34 protein-coding genes and 1 pseudogene are annotated in these 25,219 nt (G+C 43.6%); 33 read left to right on the forward strand and 2 right to left on the reverse strand.

Annotated elements, in window-relative coordinates; all coding sequences use genetic code 11:
• The first annotated feature begins 126 nt into the window (after nucleotides 1-126).
• Entirely contained in the window at nucleotides 127-378 is a 252-nt protein-coding gene (locus Q0E49_RS00095) for a helix-turn-helix transcriptional regulator (RefSeq protein WP_295745336.1), read from the forward strand.
• A gap of 73 nt (nucleotides 379-451) precedes the next feature.
• Here Q0E49_RS00095 and Q0E49_RS00100 read toward each other — a convergent pair whose 3' ends face one another.
• On the reverse strand, nucleotides 452-679 hold the full coding sequence (locus Q0E49_RS00100) for a hypothetical protein (RefSeq protein WP_295745340.1): 228 nt from the start codon (nucleotides 677-679) through the stop codon (nucleotides 452-454).
• Between the two features lie 71 nt (nucleotides 680-750).
• On the opposite strand from Q0E49_RS00100, the gene Q0E49_RS00105 reads away from it, so the two are divergent.
• From Q0E49_RS00105 to Q0E49_RS00115, 3 genes and pseudogenes are all read left to right on the forward strand, one after another.
• Nucleotides 751-1,002: a hypothetical protein gene (locus Q0E49_RS00105; protein ID WP_295745343.1), complete on the forward strand. Its 252-nt coding sequence runs from the start codon at nucleotides 751-753 to the stop codon at nucleotides 1,000-1,002.
• Between the two features lie 212 nt (nucleotides 1,003-1,214).
• Nucleotides 1,215-1,838: pseudogene (locus tag Q0E49_RS00110) on the forward strand (phage antirepressor KilAC domain-containing protein); the annotation flags it as partial.
• Nucleotides 1,839-1,841: 3 nt separating this feature from the next.
• On the forward strand, nucleotides 1,842-1,979 hold the full coding sequence (locus Q0E49_RS00115) for a hypothetical protein (protein WP_295745346.1): 138 nt from the start codon (nucleotides 1,842-1,844) through the stop codon (nucleotides 1,977-1,979).
• 182 nt (nucleotides 1,980-2,161) lie between these two features.
• On the opposite strand, the gene Q0E49_RS00120 is transcribed toward Q0E49_RS00115, so the two are convergent.
• Nucleotides 2,162-2,743: a hypothetical protein gene (locus tag Q0E49_RS00120; RefSeq protein ID WP_295745349.1), complete on the reverse strand. Its 582-nt coding sequence runs from the start codon at nucleotides 2,741-2,743 to the stop codon at nucleotides 2,162-2,164.
• Between the two features lie 82 nt (nucleotides 2,744-2,825).
• On the opposite strand from Q0E49_RS00120, the gene Q0E49_RS00125 reads away from it, so the two are divergent.
• From Q0E49_RS00125 to Q0E49_RS00265, 29 genes are all read left to right on the forward strand, one after another.
• Complete coding sequence (locus tag Q0E49_RS00125) at nucleotides 2,826-3,182, forward strand: hypothetical protein (protein ID WP_295745352.1); 357 nt, start codon at nucleotides 2,826-2,828, stop codon at nucleotides 3,180-3,182.
• A 524-nt stretch (nucleotides 3,183-3,706) separates the two neighbouring features.
• Nucleotides 3,707-3,886, forward strand: a complete 180-nt coding sequence (locus tag Q0E49_RS00130; RefSeq protein ID WP_295745355.1) for a hypothetical protein — start codon at nucleotides 3,707-3,709, stop codon at nucleotides 3,884-3,886.
• Nucleotides 3,876-4,400 (forward strand): single-stranded DNA-binding protein, encoded by a 525-nt coding sequence (locus Q0E49_RS00135; protein ID WP_295745358.1) that lies wholly within the window; start codon nucleotides 3,876-3,878, stop codon nucleotides 4,398-4,400. Before Q0E49_RS00130 ends, Q0E49_RS00135 begins: the two co-directional genes overlap by 11 nt.
• A gap of 16 nt (nucleotides 4,401-4,416) precedes the next feature.
• Nucleotides 4,417-5,502 carry a helix-turn-helix domain-containing protein gene (locus Q0E49_RS00140; protein WP_295745360.1) on the forward strand — a complete coding sequence of 362 codons (1,086 nt, stop codon included), beginning with the start codon at nucleotides 4,417-4,419 and terminating at the stop codon, nucleotides 5,500-5,502.
• Nucleotides 5,468-5,845 (forward strand): hypothetical protein, encoded by a 378-nt coding sequence (locus tag Q0E49_RS00145; protein ID WP_295745362.1) that lies wholly within the window; start codon nucleotides 5,468-5,470, stop codon nucleotides 5,843-5,845. The genes Q0E49_RS00140 and Q0E49_RS00145 overlap by 35 nt, the downstream gene beginning before the upstream one ends.
• Before the next feature lie 94 nt (nucleotides 5,846-5,939).
• Nucleotides 5,940-6,287 (forward strand): RusA family crossover junction endodeoxyribonuclease, encoded by a 348-nt coding sequence (locus Q0E49_RS00150; protein ID WP_295745365.1) that lies wholly within the window; start codon nucleotides 5,940-5,942, stop codon nucleotides 6,285-6,287.
• Nucleotides 6,288-6,450: 163 nt separating this feature from the next.
• Nucleotides 6,451-6,588, forward strand: a complete 138-nt coding sequence (locus tag Q0E49_RS00155) for a hypothetical protein (RefSeq protein WP_295745368.1) — start codon at nucleotides 6,451-6,453, stop codon at nucleotides 6,586-6,588.
• A 26-nt stretch (nucleotides 6,589-6,614) separates the two neighbouring features.
• On the forward strand, nucleotides 6,615-7,163 hold the full coding sequence (locus tag Q0E49_RS00160; RefSeq protein ID WP_295745370.1) for a hypothetical protein: 549 nt from the start codon (nucleotides 6,615-6,617) through the stop codon (nucleotides 7,161-7,163).
• Nucleotides 7,164-7,546: 383 nt separating this feature from the next.
• Nucleotides 7,547-7,699 carry a hypothetical protein gene (locus tag Q0E49_RS00165; protein ID WP_295745371.1) on the forward strand — a complete coding sequence of 51 codons (153 nt, stop codon included), beginning with the start codon at nucleotides 7,547-7,549 and terminating at the stop codon, nucleotides 7,697-7,699.
• On the forward strand, nucleotides 7,696-8,118 hold the full coding sequence (locus Q0E49_RS00170; protein ID WP_295745374.1) for an ArpU family phage packaging/lysis transcriptional regulator: 423 nt from the start codon (nucleotides 7,696-7,698) through the stop codon (nucleotides 8,116-8,118). The genes Q0E49_RS00165 and Q0E49_RS00170 overlap by 4 nt, the downstream gene beginning before the upstream one ends.
• A 93-nt stretch (nucleotides 8,119-8,211) precedes the next feature.
• On the forward strand, nucleotides 8,212-8,574 hold the full coding sequence (locus Q0E49_RS00175; protein WP_295745376.1) for a hypothetical protein: 363 nt from the start codon (nucleotides 8,212-8,214) through the stop codon (nucleotides 8,572-8,574).
• Between the two features lie 13 nt (nucleotides 8,575-8,587).
• A complete protein-coding gene (locus tag Q0E49_RS00180; protein WP_295745379.1) occupies nucleotides 8,588-8,953 on the forward strand; it encodes a hypothetical protein in 366 nt (121 codons plus the stop codon).
• Between the two features lie 73 nt (nucleotides 8,954-9,026).
• Entirely contained in the window at nucleotides 9,027-9,458 is a 432-nt protein-coding gene (locus Q0E49_RS00185) for a transcriptional regulator (RefSeq protein WP_295745381.1), read from the forward strand.
• 359 nt (nucleotides 9,459-9,817) lie between these two features.
• Nucleotides 9,818-10,432 carry a DUF4145 domain-containing protein gene (locus Q0E49_RS00190; protein WP_295745383.1) on the forward strand — a complete coding sequence of 205 codons (615 nt, stop codon included), beginning with the start codon at nucleotides 9,818-9,820 and terminating at the stop codon, nucleotides 10,430-10,432.
• A 402-nt stretch (nucleotides 10,433-10,834) separates the two neighbouring features.
• Nucleotides 10,835-11,014: a hypothetical protein gene (locus Q0E49_RS00195; protein ID WP_295745386.1), complete on the forward strand. Its 180-nt coding sequence runs from the start codon at nucleotides 10,835-10,837 to the stop codon at nucleotides 11,012-11,014.
• Nucleotides 11,015-11,094: 80 nt separating this feature from the next.
• Entirely contained in the window at nucleotides 11,095-11,364 is a 270-nt protein-coding gene (locus Q0E49_RS00200; RefSeq protein WP_295745389.1) for a hypothetical protein, read from the forward strand.
• Entirely contained in the window at nucleotides 11,361-11,867 is a 507-nt protein-coding gene (locus Q0E49_RS00205; protein WP_295745392.1) for an HNH endonuclease signature motif containing protein, read from the forward strand. The genes Q0E49_RS00200 and Q0E49_RS00205 overlap by 4 nt, the downstream gene beginning before the upstream one ends.
• A gap of 176 nt (nucleotides 11,868-12,043) precedes the next feature.
• Nucleotides 12,044-12,571 carry a phage terminase small subunit P27 family gene (locus Q0E49_RS00210; RefSeq protein WP_295745395.1) on the forward strand — a complete coding sequence of 176 codons (528 nt, stop codon included), beginning with the start codon at nucleotides 12,044-12,046 and terminating at the stop codon, nucleotides 12,569-12,571.
• Nucleotides 12,571-14,496, forward strand: coding sequence for a terminase TerL endonuclease subunit (locus Q0E49_RS00215; RefSeq protein ID WP_295745397.1), 1,926 nt, complete (start codon nucleotides 12,571-12,573; stop codon nucleotides 14,494-14,496). Before Q0E49_RS00210 ends, Q0E49_RS00215 begins: the two co-directional genes overlap by 1 nt.
• Nucleotides 14,497-14,509: 13 nt before the next feature.
• Nucleotides 14,510-14,731 carry a hypothetical protein gene (locus tag Q0E49_RS00220; RefSeq protein ID WP_295745400.1) on the forward strand — a complete coding sequence of 74 codons (222 nt, stop codon included), beginning with the start codon at nucleotides 14,510-14,512 and terminating at the stop codon, nucleotides 14,729-14,731.
• Nucleotides 14,731-15,933, forward strand: a complete 1,203-nt coding sequence (locus tag Q0E49_RS00225) for a phage portal protein (protein ID WP_295745405.1) — start codon at nucleotides 14,731-14,733, stop codon at nucleotides 15,931-15,933. The genes Q0E49_RS00220 and Q0E49_RS00225 overlap by 1 nt, the downstream gene beginning before the upstream one ends.
• The gene (locus Q0E49_RS00230; RefSeq protein ID WP_295745408.1) at nucleotides 15,902-17,830 is read left to right on the forward strand and encodes a phage major capsid protein; all 1,929 of its coding nucleotides are present in this window, start codon (nucleotides 15,902-15,904) and stop codon (nucleotides 17,828-17,830) included. Before Q0E49_RS00225 ends, Q0E49_RS00230 begins: the two co-directional genes overlap by 32 nt.
• A 29-nt stretch (nucleotides 17,831-17,859) precedes the next feature.
• The gene (locus Q0E49_RS00235; RefSeq protein ID WP_295745410.1) at nucleotides 17,860-18,189 is read left to right on the forward strand and encodes a head-tail connector protein; all 330 of its coding nucleotides are present in this window, start codon (nucleotides 17,860-17,862) and stop codon (nucleotides 18,187-18,189) included.
• The gene (locus Q0E49_RS00240) at nucleotides 18,167-18,538 is read left to right on the forward strand and encodes a phage head closure protein (RefSeq protein ID WP_295745413.1); all 372 of its coding nucleotides are present in this window, start codon (nucleotides 18,167-18,169) and stop codon (nucleotides 18,536-18,538) included. Before Q0E49_RS00235 ends, Q0E49_RS00240 begins: the two co-directional genes overlap by 23 nt.
• Nucleotides 18,531-18,971, forward strand: a complete 441-nt coding sequence (locus Q0E49_RS00245) for an HK97-gp10 family putative phage morphogenesis protein (protein ID WP_295745415.1) — start codon at nucleotides 18,531-18,533, stop codon at nucleotides 18,969-18,971. Before Q0E49_RS00240 ends, Q0E49_RS00245 begins: the two co-directional genes overlap by 8 nt.
• Before the next feature lie 2 nt (nucleotides 18,972-18,973).
• Nucleotides 18,974-19,366: a DUF806 family protein gene (locus Q0E49_RS00250; protein WP_295745417.1), complete on the forward strand. Its 393-nt coding sequence runs from the start codon at nucleotides 18,974-18,976 to the stop codon at nucleotides 19,364-19,366.
• 35 nt (nucleotides 19,367-19,401) lie between these two features.
• The gene (locus tag Q0E49_RS00255; RefSeq protein ID WP_295745419.1) at nucleotides 19,402-20,139 is read left to right on the forward strand and encodes a phage tail protein; all 738 of its coding nucleotides are present in this window, start codon (nucleotides 19,402-19,404) and stop codon (nucleotides 20,137-20,139) included.
• Nucleotides 20,140-20,183: 44 nt separating this feature from the next.
• Nucleotides 20,184-20,594, forward strand: a complete 411-nt coding sequence (locus Q0E49_RS00260) for a phage tail tube assembly chaperone (RefSeq protein ID WP_295745422.1) — start codon at nucleotides 20,184-20,186, stop codon at nucleotides 20,592-20,594.
• A 248-nt stretch (nucleotides 20,595-20,842) separates the two neighbouring features.
• A complete protein-coding gene (locus Q0E49_RS00265) occupies nucleotides 20,843-25,213 on the forward strand; it encodes a tape measure protein (RefSeq protein ID WP_295745425.1) in 4,371 nt (1,456 codons plus the stop codon).
• Nucleotides 25,214-25,219: the final 6 nt, after the last annotated feature.

Below are 25,219 nucleotides of genomic sequence, written 5' to 3' on the forward strand. Positions count from 1 at the left end.
TCTCCTTTCTTAATTACAATATTATTTTCACATTAACTCATATTTTTTTCAAGTATATTCGACATTTGTATTGAAATACGTATTAATTCGTAATATAATTCGGTATGAATAGAAAGGAGGTAAACCATGAAGAATATGTTCAGCTTAGAAGCATGTCGTAAAAATGCTGGCTTAACACTTCGCCAAGCGGCATCATATGCAGGTATTTCCTATCAGACGTTGTCTAAATATGAAAACAATAGTGCAGATATTCCAATTTCATTGCTGAATAAATTAGTATTTCTGTATCAAGTGGATAAGGATCTTATTTTTTTGGGCAATAAATACGAATTAATTCGTAAAATAAAAGAAAAAAGACAAAAGAAGAAAGCTAGTTAGGGGGATGAGGACATGAGCGTAAAAGAAAAAAGCTTACAAACTACCGCCAGTAGTCTGCAAGCCTTAAAAATCATTATTCCTGATGCTGTTCATCGCCATCAACTAAAAATTCTTTTAGAAGATTATGTACCAGCGTATCGGTATAAGCACGACCCATTATCATTGCTACGCGAACTGGGTCATCGCCTTTTTTCACACCGTAAGAATTGAGAACTTTTTCGACGTTTTCTTTATTGTCAACGATGTCTAGAGTTTGATTGTAAATTTTTTGAAAACGTTGTTCAAATTCTTCACTTGTCATAAGATTCACCTCCTTTCACGAGGATCTGAATCAAGTATAGCAAAGAAGAAAGTTAGCTAGGGGGTGAGAACTTGAATATCTACGAAGCATGTAAGCTAGCTGGCGAAGGTGGCAAAATTGCCCAGCGCTCCGACTTAACTGACGACAACTTTTATCTAGTTACTGACCGTCATTCAGGCATTTCAATGTTTGCTGATGGTCAACGGATCAGTGGGATGTGGAATCCACAATATCGTGACTTAGTTGCTACTGATTGGGTAGTAATCAAAAAAGGCCCCTTTAGAGGGCCTATGCCAGATGTTATTAAAGAGAACAGGTTTTAAGGACTACAAGGGGTTTGTAGATGATAATAGTCTTTTCAATCTTTTTAATATTTTTTCTCCTTTTGGTTCTTCACGTTCCACTGCCTTTAATTGCTCTTGGGTTTGCTGTTTACGTCTTTTTTGCCACCCGGTAATGTCGTAATGCATTCCTTTGTACCAGTACTTTTGGAACAAGCCGGAACTGAATGGGTCACGATTGGTAAATTCGTAAGCACGTTGATGACGAAGATAAAGGGGTCGCCAAAATGGAGACCCCTGGTGGGATACAAAGCCTACAGGTAATCAACGAATCAGGACTTTATGCATTGATTCTTAGCAGTAAACTTCCACAATCAAAAGAATTTAAACGCTGGGTAACAAGCGAAGTTTTACCAGCCATCCGTAAGCATGGTGCTTACATGACACCTCAAACAATTGAGAGGGCATTGCTAAATCCAGACACAATTATCAATTTGGCAACCCAGCTGAAAGATGAACAGGAGAAAAGGAAGAAACTTCAGGCAGAAAATAACACGATGAAACCAAAAGCTATATTTGCTGATGCTGTTACCACTAGCCACACAAGTATTCTTGTTGGGCAGTTGGCTAAAATTTTACGTCAAAATGGTGTTGATACAGGCCAGAATCGCTTATTTAAATGGTTGCGTGATAACGGTTATCTCGGCAAGCGTGGTAGCAATCGGAATGTTCCCACTCAATATGCGATGGATTTGGGATTATTTACGACTAAGGAAACTGCTGTTACTCATGCTGATGGCCATACAACGGTTCAAATTACTACAAAAGTAACCGGTAAAGGACAAACATACTTTATTAATAAGTTCTTAGGAGATTAATCAATGAAGACATTAAAATTTTCTGACGGCGTTGTAAATATTGATCTTGCTAAAGAGGTCCAAGTTGAGGTCAATTTGGAAAGAGAGCAAACGATTCTTATAATTCCCGATCGGCCCACTAATATGTGCGACCTTGATTAGAGAATATGGAAATGAATTTTATAAAACAATTACTTAAAAGCTTGCGACACCTTTTAGAAGACATATGGAATGTAATAGATGATTGGATTTGGGACCATCCACATATCGTAGCATTCGTTGTATCAGTTTTCATTACAAGTTTGTTGTGGGGTTTCTACGCGTGGTGTTACTGGTATGAGTACTTACGACATTAGCGCATAAGTGCGTCGAGTATATTCTTGTTCGTTGATTAGTAATTCTTTAACTGATAACTCAATCGTTTTTTTACTTCGCTTGTTGTACTTAAGGATTAGTTCACATTGTCCAGGTTTCAGTTTTTCCAAGTCGATATCTACAGATTGAAAAGGCAAAATAATATTCCTACTTGTAAAAGGATTTATATTGACTGGAAATCCTGTAGACCAACATACCTTAGCTGGGTCAGTGAATGTGGCTAACTGATATGACTTCTTATCTTTTAAATGATGTTCAGGTTCTTGAGAAGAAAGAATTAACGGGTAGCTTATGGCTTTGAACTTAATTTTTCTGTTAATTGTGATGTTTGCTTTTCGTAAAGAAATCGGTTTTGAAGATGGGTTGTATATCTCTAATGAAATGTTGTATTGGCTAGAAATTTTATGTATCCAATTAATATGGAAAAGTGGTTTGGCATGTTTAGTAATCCAAGTATTGACCCCAGAATACACGGACAACAGAAAAGCTAAAGTGGCGACGATTGGGCTCCAGTACTTCAAGAAAAAAGAAATTATCAGATGTGTGTTCATAATTAGTTTTCACCTCAATGAGATTATATCAAAGCATAAATATTATCAGACACGACAAATCAACAGGTAGGAGGTATAACCGGTGGAATTAAATTTAAGCGATGACGAATTAACGAAGATTGCAGTTCAACTTCAACCATATGTCGAGAAGCTGATTAGCAAACATCAACAGCAAGAAGCTATCACTCATCCGGAGATAACCCGGTGGCTAACAACCCCGGAGTTTAGGAAGAAGTTGCCGCGTCGGAAAAATGATAATTGGATTCGTGAGGTGCTACTTGAGGCACCCAAGTTTCAGAAGTACGTCGATAAAGGCGGCGCTGATCGTGGCAGAGGTCATGCGTGGGCCATCGACCCGAAACTATTGCACTGGATCGACAAGCATCCAAACCACATTAACTGGAAGGCTAAGAACCCAGCGGAGGTGTATCTGTATTGAAAGGATTTCGCAGACAGAACGGTGTTAATTGGCTAAACGAAGAAGTTGTCACTTATAGCAACAGTCGAGTATTCGGCGGTGTGGTAACTAAGAACATCCTACGGAACAACTTACCACCTAGCGATTGGTATGCCGCCAAAGAGTTTTTGTATGGGAGGAGGATGCCTCATGTTTTACATCGCCATTGTCATGGGCGTAATCGTTGGCTGCTTACTTATAGCGGCTATCATCACACTGGCCCAGCACGAGCAACGACTGCGTCAGTTGGAAGATGAGAGGGGTGAACACAGTGTACACAACGCTTAGTTTGTTTGGAGTTGCCTGGACCGCAATCATCGCTTGGGGATTGCACACCGGTAATTTCTGTCAGGCATGTGGTGGAATAGTCGTGTTAATTATTTGGTTCATCATGACTTTAACCACTGATATCAAGACACAAAAAAAGCGCTAACTGCCGGTCGCAGTTAGCACCAAAACAAAAAATTCTACGTAACCAGTATATCACACAAACAGGAGATTCTACGATGATACACGATCAATACTTACGAATTAAATGCTATCGTGCCTGCCTACGAGAGGTTTGGCACCAAATCATGTTGACACCTAATGACATGGTTAAGCCCTTATATCAGCCGCAAAATAACATCATGACCATGATTGATCTGGTTTACAAGGATATGGGGGTGATCGGGGATGCTGAATAGTGTCATGATTCAGGGCCGCATCACAAAGGAATTAAAGCCAACGCGGACCCAGAATAATACCCCGATGCTGCGGTTTACTTTAGCTTGCGACGCTGATCGAAAGGACCAACAAGGCAACCGTGATGCAGATTTCATCAACTGCATGGCTTTTGGCAAGACTGTCGGCATGATGAACCAATACCTCCACAAAGGCAGCAAGATCATCGTTCATGGCCGCTGGGTAACCAGTCAGGGGCAGGATCAGAATGGCAATACTACTTACTACAATACCTGTGCTGTACAGCGTTTCTGGTTTGATGAGCCGGCACCAAAGAATCGGCAAGGGAATAATCATCCCCAGCAAGGTGGTCCGCAGGGGCAGCCTAACTATCACCAGAATGATCAGTATCATGGTGGACCTCAGCAAGGCAATCAAAGCTATAACGGCCAACAAGGCTACAACAATGCACCAAATGGCGGATACGGCAACCAGCCGCCGCAGGATAACAATTATCAAGGCTACAACGGCTACTAAGTAAGGAGTGTAGACCATGCGAAGAATTATCGGTAATGAGAAACGAGCCTTCAAAGGCGTCTTCATTCCTGCTGAATTTTGGCTGGATGAGAACCTCAAACCAATGGAACTGCTACTAATCACGGAAATTGATAGTCTCCAGTCCAAAAAGGGTTGCTATGCCAGCAATAAACACTTTGCTGACTTCCTTGACGTTTCAGAGAGTTGGATATCGCGTATTATCAAGAGTCTGGCTGATCGGGGTTACTTGGAACTTCACTACAACAAGAAAGGCAAGCAATACTTGGGCCGTGTGATTCAGGTGGTTCGTAAAGGAAATACCCCTATTTCTAATCCGAAAGAGGGGTATGTCGAATCCGGTGAGACCCCTATTTCTGATCCGAAAGGGGGGTATTTCGGATCGTTAAAAGAGAGTAATACATCTAAAGTAATACAAGATAGTAATACAGATAGAGTATTAGGTACTGGTAATGAGTATCCGGACGCGCGCGACAAAAAATCTGACGAACCACAACCAGACAATCTGCGTTCGTTTGGTCTCTGGGAACAAAACTGGGGATGGCCAAACGCTATCGCAACCCAGGACCTGACTGATTGGGTCCATGAGTTCGGGGACGATTTGGTTGCTTGGACGATTGAGTTTGCGCTGCGGCGCAACGTTTCATCGCAAGGAGCTAACAGCTGGCTACGGAAAGCCTTTGACCGTTACCGCCAAGAAGGGGTGTCAACGGTCGAAGAAGCTGAACAGAAAGCTGAGGCTCATCGCCAGCAAGTCGACCGGGAAATGAAGGGTAGGCAATCACGGCATTACAGTCGTACCAAGCGAGTTGAGAAGCTGCCGGACTGGGCAAAGGATCAACATCCGCAACAGGATCAGGAAGGCAACAACGATCATTACGGGGATGATAGTCAACCTGCTGCGAATGAGAAAGCCACTCCGGAACAACTTGCGGAAACGCAGCGCCTGCTGGCTCGGTTGCGAGAAAAACATAAAAAGCATCAGGAAGAACAGGCAGATCAAGAAGAACAACGAGTACAGCAGAAACGTGATGAGGGGAGAGACAAGAATGGCTTGGCGGACTTGTTACACAGCAACGGTTAATGGGCGGCAGATTGTGGTGCGTCACCGAACTCCTGATCCGGATGAAATGGCGTTGCATCTGTCAATGTCATTGGACTGGTATACAGGCTACGTTGAAGTATTGCCAACTGACGGCATTGATGCGGAAGATTATGAACGCTATGACAGTGAGATTGAAGCTCCTGGTGGTTTGACCTTCGGAGGTTCACTCAATGAATATCCAGATCAGCAGTTCTTGGGTTTTGATACTGCGCATTGGGGCATGGAGGGTTACACAATGGCCGATGCGATTAACGGCACAGCAAAAATGCAACGAGACATTGAAAAATATCGTGAACAACACGGAAAAGAGAGTGAGAACTAATGGCTAAACAAGCAATTAATTTTGAGATTAGCAAAATCGCCAATGGGGGGGCACAGGTCAAATTGGATCGGGCCCTCAAACCGGTATTGGCGTAATGATTAAGCTAACGTTTGATATTCCGCCAGTACCGCAGGCTCGACCACGTGCGCGGCACATCCCGGCAAAGATGGCCCGTGCGGTTACTAGCATGGGAATCAAGATGAAACACCGCAAAGGTAAAACTTATCTTTACGATCGCAAAGATGTCAAGATTTTTAAAGGTCAGTTGGGGATGTTGGCACGTAACCAATACAAGGGCGAACCGTTGGATGAGCCATTGATGGTTTCACTGCACTTCTATCGGCTAAGTGCCAAAGTCAGCAAGAAAGAATTGGCACGGCGTTACTCCGGACAAGAACCACATGGCGATTCGGGGGATGAATGGTGCCATTGTTCATGGTGATTCACTTGAGCCGAAAGGCCAAAGATGTTTACTTTATCCGCAATGATACTGACAACTTTTTAGCGTTTAGTGAAGTACATCGAATGCAGCACACGGAGGAGTTAGCAAAAATGTATGACATACATGAATGGGTTGATCAATTATGAATTATGCTAAAGCGCGAATGCGATTGGAAGCTATGTCAGTAGTCTACTGGCACGGCCACCACTGGCGCATTCAAGGGCTGAATAAGATTAAGCAGACAGCGGACATGATCATGGACGACGGGGATGAGGTTGCCATGAAGTCAGATGTGCCATAAAAGAGATTAGTGAGTAGGGGTGCCAGATGAAAACGCAAGAACTAATTAATAAACTGCAAAATTTACCGTTTATTCAGTTAAAAGTTACAAATATGGTTGAATGTCCGACGGAAATTAGCATTGGCGATCAGAGTGATGTGGGCGCACGAATTCATTTCAAAACAAATGCGATTGGTTGGCTGAGGGTTGATAACTTCAGTTCAAGCAGTATTTGGACTGATGAAGAATGCAAGACTATTGAAGACTTACTTGATGAGTATTTAAAGACTCCTGTTAAACAACGGGCCCCGGAGAAGAAATACCGGTTATATCTGGGCTTAATCCCTGGCACACGCGACACAGAGTATTGGTTAATGAAGTCGGAGTTTCCTAACGATACAACGCCCTTTCAGTTAGCACGCGATTATAAGAATCCAAGAACAATTTGGACAGAAGATGAGGTAAATCAGCTAAAACGGCAGCTTCCTATCATGGCAGACAGCATCGAAAAAATGAAAGCACCTGTGATTGATAGCGATAAACCACTCCATACTCGGATAGAAATCAAACGAGGTTTAAATAATGACATTAACTAAACAACAGAAGAACTGCCCGTACTGTCATGGGATGCTGGATTTACTTCCAGCCATCCCCAATCATCCAAGACATTTGTTGATGTGTGGAGGGTAAAAACGAGAAGTATGCAGAAATTATGTACAACAAAGAGGGACGTGTAGATTGGTTAATCTATATTGATTACTGCCCTGAATGCGGACGCAAGTTAGGAGAATCAAGTGATGAGTAGGCAGCGAAAGAAACATCCCAGAATGGTTGCTTGGCAGCAGGATATGAAATTATATGACAGGTTTTATCATGATCGAATTCATTTTCAAAATTGGATGGAAACAGAAATGATGATTTTTAACCTTCCACCGTATCGAGGCACCAAATATCGAGGATACAGGAGGTGGGCCGGAAAATGCAGGTAAGTGATTTTTTACTGCTTATCGCAGTAGTGCTGATCTGGATGGTGCTATCGCTTTTCTCACCCTTCTGGGCTGCCTGGGCGACCTTTCCGGTGATGGTGACCATATCGTGGCTGGTAGTGAAGACTTTGGAAGGTAACGAATGAGTGACAAAAACGTCATTATTAAAGGCGCTCGTTCTTTTATGAAAACAAAATTGTCGGATTATTTAGCTTTAACAGGAGAACAGCGGGCAGATCTTAAAAGTGGCCCTTGTGTAAAAATATCCAATTCTGTTTACTCTGGAAATTCTACTGAGAAACGCTTCCTTGATATTGTGGAAGCTGAGAAAGTGATTAACTGTGTTAAACATGCAATTGAAAATTGTTCGAATATGAACCGACATATTTTAACGTTGTGTTATTTAGATGAAATCATGGATAAAAATGTAGCTATTCGTCTGGGCTACAGCATTTCCAGGTATAAAGATTTAAAAAGGCAAGCACTTTATGAATTTGCTTTACGATACCGGTATCAAGCTGCTAAGGCTGGGTTAAAAACAAAGGTGGGGATGGCTGATGAGTAAGCGTCGCAAAAAGAAAAAGCGGTCGCAGGTCAAGAAGAAACTGCGCCGCATGAAGCGTCATGCTGAGGAACATCAAAGAAAGGCGGTTAAGTAATGGATAAAGAGATTTCAATTCTTTTGAAGATGCTGAATGGGACATTAAGTCATGCACCAGCTTTTCTACATCGCACCATAATCCAATATCAATGGCAACAATCAATTGAAGGCTTAATGTATTTAATTGGTGCCGTTGTCATCGGAGTCATTGTATTGAAGGCGGTCCGCTTTATTATCCAGCGCACAAATGATAAGGATTATAGGGTGCTTGATGATTCATTTTTCTTTGTATTCTGTTTGCCAATGATCCTATGTGGAATGGTTATGTGTGCTGCTTATTGTTTCAAGACGGGTATTAGCGATATCGGTCATGCGATTTCGCCAATTACCAGTTTAATCCAGACCCTACATACCATTTAAAAAGGAGAAAATAATGCAAACTTGGATATACTGGATAGTATTTGGATTAATGTGTATTGCAACAGTGCTAAATGTTATTGGCTGTTTTAAAGCCCGAAGAATAAGATTAAATTTGCGTGATTCTTTAAGGGAAGTCAATAATCAATTACAGCAATTTCCAATAGCAGCGGCTAATGATGAGATTTACTATGTTATTAAAGTTAGATCATTATTTTTAATGGATCATCACTATCCTAGTGATCAATTTGAATTTACAAAGAAGGCTGCTTGGGCAAAGCAATATACGGACCTATCCTTAGCCATTGATATAGCTAACGACTGTAATGGCAAGGTAATCGCATATGGACCAATTAATCCGGTTGAAAAAGCTAACAAATAAAAAAACACCCCAGCTCGGCTGAAGTGCTTAACAATCCAATAAGCTAAGTATACCACAGCGAGTGAGGGGCGTAATGATGAGGAAATCAACGATTTTACGGGTAGAAGATATTTTGCGGGATTATCCCAAACTTGACCGTTATATTGCCCAACGGTTGGACGATTTAAAGCATCCGGTTTATGAGCGCGATGAAAATGTGGGTGGCGGCAGAGCGGAGAACAAGCGACGTAATCCTATTTTAGACATGCTCATCACGATTGACGAGGATGAGCGCATCAATGCTTTAAAGCGACAGAAGAGAGCCATCGCTGATTGCTTGGATGAGAGTGATCAGCTAACTCAAGTCTTGATTGAAGATTACTACTTCTATAATCGCAAGCACTTATCGCTATCAGGCGTTATCGCTGAAAAGCAGCTAGCAGTATCTAATCGGACAGCATTCCGTTTGCGCCATGACTTCATCAGTCGCCTAGCTCACAAGCTGGGGATGTACGATCCAGATTAATATCATCCCCCAAAAATCGTTATTATGCGAGTGTATGGTACCAGCAGCCTTTCTTGACACGAGAAACTCCTTTGATCGGAACAGATAACAATTGTACGTATGCTGCTGATTGGGTTCGATCCCCAGTGCTCGCTTTGCAGGCACCATGTCACAGGTGGTGGTCCGCATAGCTGACGTCCTACGGCTAGGGCCTTGATAGAAGCTCGACAAACCACGAGAGTTTAATCATCGCATGAAGTCCGGTTCAACTCCGGCTCTCAGCTTTGTCCGAAATGACGTTAAACTACATCATATATTCACTTACGAAGTCTGGCAGGAAGTGCTGGACTTTTGTATTATTGTGATGAGGTGAATATTTGATGATTAAAGATTTATATGATGAACCAAATGATGTTAAATGGAAGGCTGAAAGTATAATGTCTGCTAAATATGTATGTGGTTATTGTGGTGCTTTAGTTTCTAGCGAAAAAGGAATGCCAATTACTGAACAAGGTGACTATAGCACACGACCTCAAAAGGGTAATTATGGTGTCTATGTTTGCACAAATTGCCATATGCCAACTTTTTTATACGAAGACATTCAGGTGCCTGGTAGCAGATTTGGCGCTCCTGTTAAAAACGTTCCTGATAATGTTAATTCTATTTATGAAGAAGCGCGAAGTTCATATGCAGCAAATGCTTATACAGGTGTTGTTTTGCTTTGCCGAACTCTGTTAATGCATGTTGGTGTTGATTTTGGTGCTGACACTGGAAAGAGCTTTCAATACTATGTAACTTATTTGAAAGAAAAAGGATACGTAAGTATTCGCAGCAATGAATGGGTTGATGAAATTAGGAAATATGGGAATACATCAACGCACGAAATAAAAATAAATACTAAAGTGGAAGCGCAAACCATTTTGCAATTTTGTGAGATGCTATTAAAGATGAACTATGAGTATCCATCAATTGTTAAACACGAACAGAATGATTAACGTCTATACTTTGGAGTCGGCTTAACCTTGGGGTTTTATTTCATTATTTCCCTAAAAGGCTTGCATCATATGAGTTAATAACTTATAATATAAGTGTAGTTAAGTAAGGGACGCCTGAACGACTACAGCGTTCCGGAAGTGATTCCCTGAATCCGGAAAGGGGATGATCGGATGGAAATACAAGTTTGCCGGAAAGCGAGGATGCCTGGTTATCGCTCTGACGATATGGCTGTTGTCCATAGCCGCGATTAATTTCGCGAGAGCTTATGCGATAATAAAAAAAGCCAATCGCAAGTAGCGATTAGCTAGCAAAATCAATTTCCGGAACGCAATGGGTCAAGAGCTACTACCTCTTGGCCTTTTGCATATCTAGTATATCATATCAGACGAGAAGGTAAAATTATGAAGACTAGCAAAGCCCAGATGAAGGCTACTAATAAATGGTCAAAGAAGAATCCTGATAAAAAGCGGCTCTATCGCTATCGATCATATGCGCGAAAGTATGTCCGTGACCTAGCGAGCGAGGAAGATTTAAAAGAGCTGCAGGGGATGATTAATGAACGACTACAAAATAAAGATTGAAAGTTGGCACTAATTTGGCACTAGCGGGGTCAACTTCCGTGTTATATTGATAGTGTCGAAAAGTAATGAGGCGATAGCTTATGGCTGTCGCCTTTTTTAGTGGAGTGATTTACATGCAACGAATCAACGTCTATAAGATTCATAGCCAGCAAGCGCTCAAGGATAAGATTGAAGAACTGCGGGAGCAAGGGCAGCATCCATTTAGCGTGGCACGAACCATCGGGGATGATAGTGATTGGCATGGCGATCCAACTTATCTGCTGGATCCGCCAATCGGTTACTCAACACGGCCAGCCGATGCTATCCAGCAGTATGTATCTCAGTACAACATCATTGAGGTTAAGTCATGAGGACACATGAATGTTGGAAACGTGGTTGTCATGTTTTGTGTCGTCCTGGACATGACTATTGTCCCAAGCATGAAGCAGAACATCAGCAAGAACGACTCGCTGCTCTGAAACGGTTTAAGCAAAGCAAGGCATATCAGCAGTACAACAAGAACCGTTATCGTAAGTACAATGCTGAACAACGTGATCCTGAAGCCAATGTTTTCTACCAATCTAATCGTTGGGCGAAGACACGCGACTTCATCAAGATTAGAGATATGATGATCGATGGTGCGACTGGTCGAGTGTTAGCTGACCATGACTACATTGTTGACCACATCGTGCCACGAAGGCTTTGTAAAGATCCTTTTGATCCAAACAACCTTTGGCTGCTGAGCCGCAAGGAACATTATCGCAAAACGCAGATTGAAGAACGGATTGCCAGCCAGTCACATGGTGACATCAAGCTGCGGCATATCGATAAAAAAATTTGGATCAAATGGTTGAACGAAAAACAAAAAAATTAATCAAACATCCCCCGCCCCGGTGCCTCCGAAAAAAGCACCACAGCCAACTCCATGTAACTAATGGACGGCGGCAGAAAAAATTAGTTTTAGGGGAGGGGGGTCCATAAAAATTGAAAATGGTTGAATACCGCTGAAATTCAGCGGATTCGGCCATTTTGCGTTAAGGGGGTGACAAGATGGGACGTAAAAACAAGATTACCGATAGCAGAAAAGCCAAAAAGTATCAACGCGACCGGACTAAGCAGCTAAAAAAGGTGACTGACGGTTGGGATGGCTTGCAAAAGACACCGCCGCGTTATCTCAGCAAGACTGGTGCCCGGCTATATCGTCAATTGTGGCTCCTGTTGCAAGATACACAGGTCGTCAAGCAAGCCGATCATTCCGTTGTGGAAGCGTTAGTCGTTCAAATGGAGCTTGCACGAATGGCTTATGCCGACATTCAAGAGAACGGGATCCAATCTGCCATCTATCAAACCCCTGTATCACCAACCGGTGAGATGGGTGAAAAGGAATTTGTTGGTTTTCGGAAGAATCCAGCGGTCAATACGTTATCGGATTCAACACAAAAAATTAAACAGCTATCTGCTGAATTGGGATTAACACCAGAGTCGCGGGCTTCGTTACTAAATATGACGAAACCAGATGATGAAGGGGATCCAATGGCCCAGATTGCGGCAATGTTAAACGGTAAGGGGGATAAGTAATGGCAGAATATGACTTTACAGATTCCAGTAACCTTGCCGCTGACGTGGTGAAGGCTTACCGACATGAGAAAAGCGCTGGTAGCTATGACCATATCTTTCATACCTATAATGACCCGGCTACTGTTTACGCTATTAAATGCTTAGAAGGCGACTTTCTATCATCGAATATGATGAAGCTAGACAGCTTTCGCCATTTGCAGGACTTGGTGCGGTCAGAGACTGATCCAGACTTCCCTTATCATTACGATCTGGACAAGTGTCGGGTAATTTTGAACTTTGCGCGCCTTGTCCCTGATGTCTCAACGGGTAATCCATTGCCGCTTATGTTGTGGCAACAGAAAATTCTCTGCACAATGCAGGGATGGCGTAACAAGGATGACAACAAACGGTTTGACCGGGTGATTGTCAGTGTGGCGCGGACCAACGGGAAGACTTATCTTTCTAACATTATTTTGGCCTTTGCTTACATCATCGAATCGGCGGGTAAAACCAACCAGGACTTGGCCTACATTGCTCCAGTTACTCAGCAAGCTAAAAAGGGCTTTGCCTATGTGAAGACGACCTTTAATTACTTGTCTGAGCAACCAGGATTCAAGCAGCTGTTCAAACAGGATGCTGTGGCAGTCCTGAACGACAACGTGATTTCCCGTAAATCGCAAAACGTCATTCTCCGGTTGTCTCATGAATCCGGGCATTTCGATAGTCGGCACTTCGTTTCGGCGATCCTAGATGAATCGGGGTCCAATGGGGCACATGGGTCAACAGCTGCCATTGGGAAGATCAGAGAAAACGTTGGTAAGGTCACTTCGGGGATGATTCAGACTCCCAATCACCAACTATTCCAGATTTCCACTGCTTATCCCGATAGTAACTCTTACTTCTACCAAGACGAGCGGATGATGGAACGGGCGATGCGTCAAGACAACAACCGTGATCTTGATACCTATGCTTGCATGGTCTGGGAACAAGACGATGTGAAAGAAACGGAACAGCCTGATACCTGGGAGAAGTCGAATCCTTTACTGACATTGAGCGCAAAAAAGCACGACCTGATGATTAAGTCGATGTTGTCCGAACGGGACACCAAGATGAACTCCGGATCGCTAGCTGAGTTTCAAAATAAGAACCTCAACATGTGGCTGGCTACTAAGCAGAACACCTACTTACACCTGGATGATATCAACAATGCGGTGGTTAAACGGCCGCCAATTGATATCGACGGGCGCGATTGCTTTATTGGTTTTGACAAGTCGCAGTTTGCCGATGATACAGCGGTTGCCTTCATCTTCCCGTATCTCGACGGGAATGAGCACCGTTGGTTCGTCATGCAGCATACTTGGGTGCCATTAGCTCATGCGCAGAACTCCGTGACCGTCAAAGAGAAGATGGATGGGGTTAACTACCGACAAGCTGCTGATTTAGGCTTTGCCGACATCACCAAAGATCGCTTCGGATATATCGATGATGAAGTGGTCTTTAAGTGGATCCTGGCATTTGTCGGTAAACATCATTTAAAGGTTCAAGCCTTCTGCTTTGACGCTTGGCACTCCGAAGAACGGGTTAACTTGTGGATCGATCAAAAGACCGACTGGTTAACGATTCCAGTGCGGCAGGGGACATTGACTCTGAACCAACCAACGGTTGAATTTCGCCGTGCGATCGGTTCAGAACAGATCAAGTGGCTTGATGATCCGTTGATTCAGTATTCTTTCAAGAACGCCATCTTGTTGCAGGATAATAACGGGGTCAAGGTCGATAAGAACCTACGTACTGCGAAGATTGATATTGTCGACGCGACGATTGATGCCTTTTTCCGGGCCCAATACGCTTTCGATGACATCAATCTGGATAAAGACAGCAAGGATGCCTTTGCAGGAATGACCAAGCAACAGCTGGAAGACTATTGGAACCACTTCACCTTTTAAGGAGGCAAAGACTATGAAGACTTATTTACTTAGTTTAGGCATTATCATTATCACTTTAAGCTGTATTACTGGTGTGGGTTGGGGACTGTACCTTATTCTGCGCGCGCTATTTGCATGGTCGGCAATTGTTGGCGGCATTGTATTAGGTATAGTAGTCATTTATTTTGCTGTTTCAATTCTTCTTGGACTTTCCAAAGCAATCGACCGTTATAACGCGAACCAAGGTGATAAATAATGCATCTACCGAACCCACTGCATTTTATTCAACGTAATCGCTATTTAAACAGCAGTACTAGTCATTTCATGGTGGTTGGTAATGGCAAAATCATTACCACGCAATCGGTTGATCCACAGGAAGCCATGAAGAACTCAGATGTCTTTGCGGTGATTAATCGGATCAGTTCAGACATCGCTGCCTGCAGTTTTTCAGCGCCACAATATGAATCCTTGTTGAAAGATCCCTTTAACCTGATGAACCCTTACGCCGGATGGCAAGAGATTATGGTGCAGTTGCTGCTGTACGGTAATTCGTATGTGGTCATGCACCAAAATCCCAAGACTCATCAAGTTGCTGCATTAGAACCAGTGCCTAGCGACAACGTGACGCTGGAACTCACTAATGACGCTAAGGACATTATTTATCACGTTCAATACAACGATGAACGCGAAAATGTTGATTATATGAGTGCTCAGATGCTGCATTTTAAGTTAGTTGCGCCGGGGATGTCAGACAACCAGTACGTGGGGATTAGCCCTTTACAATCATTGGTTCCAGAACTAGGAATCCAAGACCAATCCCACAAACTGATGTTAGCTAGCCTGAAACACGCGATTGCACCAACCAGTCTTTATGAGACCCCATCTGCTTTGACAGAACCGGGGGCTAAAGAGAAGATTCGGGAGCAGTTTGAAAAAGCCAATACGGGTGATAATGCCGGTAAATTGTTAGTGATGGATGCGGGAGCTAAGTTATCCACGATTGATGTGACACCTAACATTGACAAGCTCCTCCAAAATGCTAACTTCTCACAGACCCAGATTGCGAAGGCATTTGGGATTCCAGATAGCTATTTGAACGGGCAAGGGGATCAGCAGTCCAGTATTGAGATGATCCGCTCAATTTATCAGAATGCTTTGACGATGTACATCCGTCCATTGGAATCTGAACTGTCTTATAAACTAGGAACTCCAGTTAAGCTCAACATCGCTGACACGATCGATGTGGATGGTCAACAACTGGTTGATAACGTCCAGAACCTGGTTAAGAATGGCGTACTAACTCCACGCCAAGCCCTGGGGATGATGATTGCTCGTGACGTGATGCCTGGACTGACAGTCACGGACGATGACATTAATCAGTTAAACCAAGCACAAGCGAAAAATTCAATGAAAGGAGGTGATACTAATGCCGAAGATCAAAACGAAAACGGCGCATGATATTCGTACCTTTTCAATTCATGATTTGACTATCTCACGTGACACCTCATCAGGTGGTCGACAAATCAGTGGGTATGCGGTGATGTTTAATGAACCCTCCAAACCATTACCATTTACGGAATATATCCAACCAGATGCATTTAAAGATGTTGACTTTTCTGAAGTTCAATTACTTTATGCACATGACTATGACAACATTCTGGCGCGGGTCGATAGCAGCACTTTATCTCTCAAGGTAGATGATAAAGGGCTGTTTTTTTCTGCCCAAATTCCGGATACCACACTGGGTAATGACGTGTATGAGAACGTCGCAAACGGCAATTTGAAAGGATTGTCGTTCAGCGCAGATATCGCACCAAATGGTGATGACTGGGACACACAAGATGATGGCACTGTAATCCATACGATTACACAGTTTGCTCATCTATTTGAGATTTCACTGACGTCGATTCCGGCCTACACCGAAACCAGCGTTCAAGTGTCACGAGACTATAAGGAGGTACTCAGAGACATGAATAACGACAACGATAAATCTTCAACCACTCAACCAGCTGATGGGTTGAGCAAAGAAGAAGTTCTTAGTTTTTTAACAAAGCTGTTAGGCGAAAAGCAAGGTAGTCAAGGCGGCAACAGTAATGCTTCTGACGATCAAAAGCCAGCTGATAATGCTCAGCGTGCCGATGACCCTAAGAAGGATGATGATACGTCAGATCCAGCACCAGAAGAAAAACCTGCAGCAAACCAAACGGCTGAAAAGCCTACAAATCCAGCACCCGCCCCGACTTCTAATCCTGCACCTGCAGCAAAACCTGCAGATAATCCAGCTCCAGCTGCTAACACTGATTCAGGTGACAGCGACACTGGAGATGATAGCAAGAAGAAGCAACCAGTATCACGGGATGCAAATCCAACAGAAAAAGAGGTAAACAAAATGGATATCACGCCAAAGAATCAAGATAAGAAAAACACTGTCGTCCGTGACTTTGCTAACTTTCTGAAGACTGGCCAAGTCGCAGATAGCATTCGTCGGGATACCACTGGTGTCGGTTTGTCAGATGGTTCAGTAATTATTCCTGAAACCATTCTGACGCCAGAACATGAGCAGCACCAATTCCCACGTCTAGGATCATTAGTACGAACGATTAAGGTTTCGACTACTACTGGTAAGCTGCCAGTATTCCAAACTTCTGACGACAAGCTGTCGCTGCACACTGAATTTACTCCGTCGCAACGACACGAAGCACCAAAGATTGTTCCAATTAATTGGGATCTTAAAACTTACACCGGTAACTATCCTTTCTCACAAGATCTGATTTCTGACAGCTCATACAACTGGGAGTCAGAACTGCGTGAGCGGCTTCAAGAGCTGAAGGACAACACAAACGATTCACTAATCATGGGTCAATTGACCAATGGCGTGAACGCTGTGAAGTCGACCGATTTAATTAAGGACATGAAGACGACCTTAAACGTTACTCTGAAGCCACAAGATTCAGCAGCTGCTACGATCGTACTTAGTCAGTCAGCTTTTAATGAACTGGATCAGATGAACGATAAGGAAGGTCGTCCACTAGTTCAACCAGATGTTACTAAGGCCACTGGCAAGTCGATCCTGGGCAAGACAGCAGTTGTGGTCGATGACTTATTGTTCCCATCTGCAAAGGCCGGTGACACTAACGTCATTATTTCGCCACTTCAAAAGTCAATCATTAACTTCCAGAACAATGAAATTACTGGTCAGTTCCAGGATAGCTATGACATCTGGTACAAGCTTTTAGGTATCTACTTGCGTGAAGACGTTGTTCAAGCACGTAAGGACCTGATTACTCTGATTACTACAACTACTGCTACCCAGAAGGCAGCATCCGAACCAGCTGCACCGGCATCTGGCAAGTAAACATCAAGAACTGAGAGGAGGTGACACGATTGGCAGAAATTAACACCATAGATAGCCTGGTTAATGAAGCGATGGCCGAACTTAACTTAGATGATGTGGGAACTACGAAACAAACCATTCAATCATTAGTCGTCCAGTCCATTGAAATCGTTAAGCATTCGGTCAACTCAAAGATCGATACCGATAAGTATCTACAAGATGAATTATTTAAACGGGCCGTTCTAACAATGACCACGCAGCTGTTCTATGATCGAACACTTGAGAGTGGAATGAGCCTGGGTTTTCAAATGCTAGTCGTTCACCTGCAAGCTGAGTATGGATTGGAGGGATCAGACGATGGCAATGCCAAGAACAGTTAAGTATCAACCATACTTGTTCAATTCGGTTGCTGAATTTGGGGATGTTAAGTCCACGACTAATCGCCACACAGGCATGCAAGTGCCACAGTTTATTCGTAAGTTCTCCCTTCACGTCTATCCGCAAAAAACTACGCTGAATCGTCTGTTTGCTCAATTTGGTACCCAGTATCAGGACTCCATTACGCTGGTCATCAAACATAATCCAGCAGTTCATGACAAGTTAAAGGTTAAGTACCAGGGAACGCTGTATAAGATCATCAATATTTCGGTTGATGATTCCGCCAACTACCAGACCTATGATTTTCTGTCACTTCAGAAATTAGAAAGGACGGGGAATGCCAATGGCTGAGTTTGATGACCAAGTGAACGCCTTTTTAAAGCAGGTTAAGCGATTGGTTCCTAATCAGGAAACTAAGCGTCAGATGACACGGGCTGGTGCCCAGGTCTTGTCAAAGGGATTAGCCGAAGATACTAGGTCGAAGCACTACGATGCTAATCATCAAGTGCCCAAACGTCTGCGTGGACGAGTCAAGCACCTGGCCGATTCTGTTGATTACACCGATACTACTTTGGACGGTTTAGTTGATGGAACTTCAACGGTCGGTTTTAAAGGCACCCAGACAACGGGTGTCAATCATGGTCGCATTGCCCGTTTCCTAAATGATGGGACTAAAAAGATGCACGGCGACCACTTTGTAGAGCATTCACGTGAAGATCACGCCAATACAATGTTCCATAAGATGGCTGATGTTTATCATAAGTCAGTGAAGGAAGGGAAGTAACAATGGACCTTCCAGTTAATCAAGCAGCTGATCTAATTAAAGCGGCCCACTTTTCGTGGATCGCTGACGATCATATTTTTACAACGTCTATTCCTGATGAGTTTGTCAATGACACTTCTCAGACCGTGATGCGGATTGACGAGTATCAGAACCAACCATCGGGTTATGCTAATCGACGTTTTAACACGATGGAAATCGGGGTTGAAGTTCAGATCTACTATGCAGCTGATGCGGATTTTGATATCCAATCAGCTGAGATTGCTTTGCAGCGTTGGTTTAAGAACCATCGTTGGGAAGTAGCAATCTCACGCGAACATTCTTTTGACCCCGACACGGATCAACTGACTAAAACGATTTATTTTGTCAAAACTGAATTTTTAAAGGCGACCGATTAGTCGTCTTTTTTTATTGGAAAAAGGAGGAAAAAACTATGGCTAAAAAGATGGGTGCTAGCTTTACCGGTATCGATTACGTCGCCTTTGGGATTATCGATGGCGATACTGGCAAGCTAGTTGCTGATAAGGATAAGGGCCTATCCGCTGACGGGGTTGTGATCGTCGATGGGGATGGGCAAGGTGCTACAACCGCCAATATCACTCAATTGGGTGCTACGGGTGCTGATCAGTACGCTAACAACAAGCTGAAGCGGATTGCTTATGGTCTGCAACGGCCACAGCTCGCATTGACCATGCTGGACATGCCATTTGACATTGCTCAGAAGATCAAGGGTTATGTTTCAGATGGCAAAGGTGGCTATGTACTGGGAAAGATTCGACCACATGTGGCTGTCCTGGTTGCCAGTGAAGACTACTGGGGCAACATGGTCTTTGATGCTTTTGCCAATTCTAGCGTTGATGAAACGGCTCACAATCACGGGACTGATAATCAAAACGAAGTTGACTACAATGCTGCACTGACGATTCAAGCCTTGAATCCAATTGACGATAATGTATTTATCGACCCAGATACTGGTACACAACGTGCTTACAAGCAGTTCCAATCAGGGGATGACGGATTCACTTATGATGCAATGCTGAGTGAAGTCTTTGGTGGTTACAAAGATACTAACAAGCAGTTTGCAAATCACGGCAAGACTGCCGCAACTTATGATCCAACTAACCAGTCACACACTTCTGGGACTGGTCAGGATACTACCCCAGTTTCCTAATTAATATAGCGGTTTAGATTCTAATTTTTTTGGAGGGATTTCGAATGAAGATTAAAGCAAATGCAATGGGCTTTCAAAAACCTTTCACGGTTAAGCCATCTGTAAAGAAGTACAAGCTTGCTAACAAGATGCTTATCAAGGTGCTTAAAATGCAAGCTCTGTTCACTAAAGCAGATGCAATTAAGCCATCAGACGATCACTATGTGGATGCCATTACTGACATTCTGGAAAGCGAAGATCAGTTTATGGACGATGGCATGAAGTTTTTACAGGAAACTTTCCGCTTGAACGATAAGCAGATGGAAGTGGTCGAAAGCCACTTAACTGACAGCAATTCTCTTGCTGATTACATCAGTTATGTGATCCAACGTGTTAAGGGTGCTTCAGATCAGCAAATCGAAGCTGATGAAAAACGGACCCGCCAAGAACGAAAGAATCAAGACCCAAAAAAATAGTTGGTGACCTGTTCCAGGCAATTGATGATACCAAACAAGAACAGGAAGACATCGAATACTTTGAACAGCAATTATTGTTTAACAGCGGGGTTTTGCCGTCTCAAATAGAAGATGAGGATATGGTTGAACTGCTTAAAGTTCGGTCTGCTCGCAGTCGTGATGATCGGCCAATGTCTAGTGCTGAAGCTCACGCAAAACTGCGAAGTATGTAACCTTGCCGGGAATCTTTGAGGAAAGGAGGTAAGCACATGGCAAATTCAAACGACATTCAAGCCTTGATGTCGACCAAAATTAGTGTCGATTCTGCACAAGCAAGTGACAACGTCACTCGATTGACGAACGGCTTTAAAGAGCTGACTTCCAGTTGGAAGGCGGAACAGGCAGTTGCTAAGGCTAACGGGGATGTTGTTAAAGCTGCTGAAGTTCGGTATAAAGGATTATCCGACACACTAGATGTTCAAAAGCTCAAGCTGGAACAGTTACAGACTCGTCGCCGGGCTTTAAAGTCTGAGATGGAATCATCGGCAGTGGTCACTAAAGACCAAACTGATGAGATGAAGGTCTTAGACCGTCAACTTGGATCCACAGCTCGTAGTGTTGCCAGCCTGTCTAAGCAACAGGAACGCGCTAAACACAGTTTTGAGTATGTTTCTTCAGGACTCAAGGAACTGAGAAACGAATACTATACCAATAACCGGGCAATTGACGCTAATGTTGCGAAGTTGGAAGCACAAGGCCACAGTGCTGAAGCCCAGAAGGCTAAGTTAGCTGGTCTACGTGAGTCACTGCAAAACCTGTCAAAGCAAGAGAGTGCTGCTCAAAAACTAGCTGAGAAGGCTGCTGATTCTGAAGGCAAACAGTCCAACATTTATTTGCGCCGGAAGACTGACCTGGACAAAGTTTCGCGATCAATTGCTGAAACTAAAAACCAGATCAAGTCAATGGAGTCCACCATGCAGAGCAACACCGGCTGGTCGAAATTCCATCGTGATCTTTTCGGAGTATCTCGTGCGGAAAAACAGGTAGTCGACAATGGACACCGGATTCGTGATATTTTCACCGGGGCTTTTCTCAGCAACCTTGCGACTAGTGCATTAACGACGTTGCAAACGCACTTAACCGGGATCATCAAAACCGGGTACAAGGTTGCATTAGCTGGTCGTGAAATTCAAGCTCGTTGGTCTAACTTAGGGGTTTCTAACAACGGTGTTCAACGGTTGACTAAGGAAATGGCCGATCTGAAGGCTAACAGTAATATGTCGGCTGACTCAGTTACAGCGTTGCAAATGCGCTTCTATGACTTAACAGGTCACTCAATTCCGCAGACGATGAAGCTAACTAAGGGTGTTGCATCACTGACTGATACACTCCACTTGTCATCTGAACAGACGGAGAGCTTTAGTCGGACACTGACCCGAGTCGAATCGGCTGGTAAGGTTACTCAACAGAGCTTAGGACGAATTGAACGAGCTGCACCTGGTTTTTCAACTGCCTTACAGCGGGCCAGTGGAATGAGTCGGAAGTCATTTGACCAACTAGTTCAATCTGGGAAGATGACTAGTAGCCAGTTCAACGACATTTTGGCTAAGGCGTCAAAAGACTACGGTAAAAACGCTAAGTACTTTAACAATACTTATGATGGGGCAATGCACCATCTAAGTGAAACATGGAAGAGTACTCAGCGGACGATTGCACGACCGTTGATGAACGTTGCAACGGCAGGATTGCAAAGTTTGGACAAGGTTTTGTCTAACAAAAACATTCAGAATGCCTTAAACGGCGTTGCGCAGGCTGTTGCACATGTTGCTGACGGGGCAGCTAAGGTTCTAACTAAGCAAAATATCACTGGAATGGCAGAAGTAGCCATTTCTTTGACGAAAATTGCCGAAATCATGCTGAAGACCGTGTGGAACACGTTCTCCGGCATTATTTTGGGTATTGCTAAAGCATTTCATCTTGCTGGTAAAGGTAGTAAGACTGCTAAGAGTGGAATAAAAGTCTTTGGGGATGCAATGGAAGGCATTGCCAAACATCAGAAGGCGATTGAGGGGATCACTAAAGCCCTCATCGCCCTTTTTGCGATCAAGAAAACCGTTAAGCTGATTAATGACCTGAACGCTTTTCGCCGGAGCGTAATAGCTGCGGCTCGTCACGTTAAAGTGTTGGGCAAGGATTTATTATCTCTGCCAAAAGACACTAAAACCCGAGTCGTTGCTATGACGCAACAAGCAAAAGTGCGGATTCAAAAACTAGGTTCATCGATCAAGAAGGTAACCAAGTTTGTTAGGGTGAAAATTGGTGCAGCGACTACGGCCGCTCGTAATGGTGTTCGCAAGGTGGGCGCTGCAGTCAAAAGATTGCCAAAGAAGGTGAAAGTTGTTGCGACTGCAGCAACTCGTTCGGCTCAAGCCAACATTCGCAAAGTTGGATCAGCAGCTAAATCGGCAGCTAGGACCACCAAGAATGCGTTTGTGGAAACTGGACAAGTTATTGGATCAGTAACAAGATCGTTTGCTTCTAAAAGCAAAATTGCTTTTCTTCAAATCGGACAAAGCGCTAGGACTCTTGGTACTACGCTGAAAATGGCCTTTATGAGTAATCCATTTGGAGTAATCATGACGGCCATTAGTACTTTGATTGCTGCTTTTCAATGGCTTTATGACAACGATAAGCCTTTCAGAAAATGGGTTGATGGAATCAAAAAAGGTTTAGTCAAGACACTGAATGGCGCTTTTGGTAAAGCTGTTAAATTCATTACTGGCTTTGGTAAAAGCGTCGCTAGAATTTTCAATTCACTTGGCAAAACATTTGATAGATTCCAAAAGAACGTTAAGAAGCGCCATATTCAGTCGGAAAAGGAATGGGATAAACACAATCGTTCTTTACAAAAGTCCCTTTCTCGCGCTGGGAAAAACATGGCAAAACAAGCTAGTCGTGATGGCAAGACTATCTGGCAACAGATGACCCGTTGGGGCGGTCAAGGTAGTAAAAAGATTAGCCGCCAATTTGACTGGTTAAGCCGGCAGACCCAAAAGCAAACCCGACAGATGTTCCGTCGCCACCGTCAAGTATTCCAATCAGGATATAAGGTCCTTCAAGATCGTACACGAACCTGGCACGATGTCATGACTGGTCATTGGGATCGTTTATCTCGCGATACACAACGTACATCTCGTGATATGAGTCGGTATCACCATGCGATCTTCCGAGACATGTACAACCGGTTGAACGACCTCACTGATGGTCGGCTGGGCGATATGGTTAAGTCTTGGCAATCTAAGATGGGCAATATTGGCGATACAGTCGCTAATGCAAAGAAGTCCATACATGATCACTTTGTTGACTTAGTTCGTGGAATCATTCAGCCGTTTAACGATATGCTGGAGGACTTACATAAAGGTATCAACTGGGTTTTGGAAAAGGTCGGTGCTTCCAAGATTGGTGGCACCTGGTCGGTTCCAATGCCTAGCTATGCTGTGGGTACTCCTGGTACTCATCCGGGCGGATTAGCAAAGGTCAATGATGCACCTACCAGTCACTACCGAGAACTTTATCGTCTGCCAAACGGCAAGATGGGGATGTTCCCGGCTGTCCGGAATATGGTGGTTCCTTTACCAGCTGGTACGTCGGTATTAGATGGGGAACGAAGCTATCAGCTGTCACGAATGATGGGGATCATTCCTCATTACGCTGATGGGACGTTGGATGCCGTTGGTAACTTCTTTGGAAATCTTAAAGATGATGCTGAGAATTTCCTGGATAATACAGAAAAGTTCTTGGCACACCCAATCCAATTTATGGAGTCTGTTTTCAATAAATTTGTTAAGGTATCTACACCTGTCCAGTTTGCTACTGATTTGGTACAACACGTACCTGTATTTATTGCTAAGAACATGGTGAACTGGGTTAAAAAGCAATTGGAAGTCATGGCTAATCCTGGCGGTTCTGGGGTTGCCCGTTGGCGTCCATATGTCCGGCGTGCTTTAGCTATGTTGCATTTGTCTTCGAGTCTCGTTGATAAGGTTTTAAGACAAATTAAGACAGAATCAGGTGGCAATCCTCTTGCTCGTCAACCAGGTGCTGACCCTGATGGTGACGGCTCAGGACCTGCATTAGGTCTAATGCAAACTAAGATGGGTACTTTCAATGCGTACAAGCTACCTGGGCATGGCAACTTATGGAACGGCTTTGATGATATTCTTGCTGGATTGAACTATGCCTTACATCGTTATGGACCAAGTTTATCCGCTTTAGGTAATGGTCATGGGTATGCCAATGGTGGAGAAATTACAACTCATGGTCTGTATGAAATTGCCGAACGCAACAAGCCAGAATTCATTATTCCGACTGACATTACGCGACGCGATCGTGCTTACCAGTTATTAGGTCAGTTGATGACTCGCTTTAAAGCTGACGATCCACGCATTAGTACTTTAGGATCAGGTAATGACAACCTAAAGAACGTTGAAAAGAAGATGGATACCATGATTGGTTTGCTATCTGAATTATTAGGCAGTGGCAATGCAACTGTCCAAGCCATTAAGAATCAAGGCAGCTTAGATGTAAAGCGCCTTTACAAGCGCCAAGCACTAGATGCCTCAATGCGTGCTTTTAGCTAGGAGGTG

It is taken from the genome of uncultured Limosilactobacillus sp. (genome assembly GCF_934202235.1).
Lineage (GTDB): Bacteria > Bacillota > Bacilli > Lactobacillales > Lactobacillaceae > Limosilactobacillus.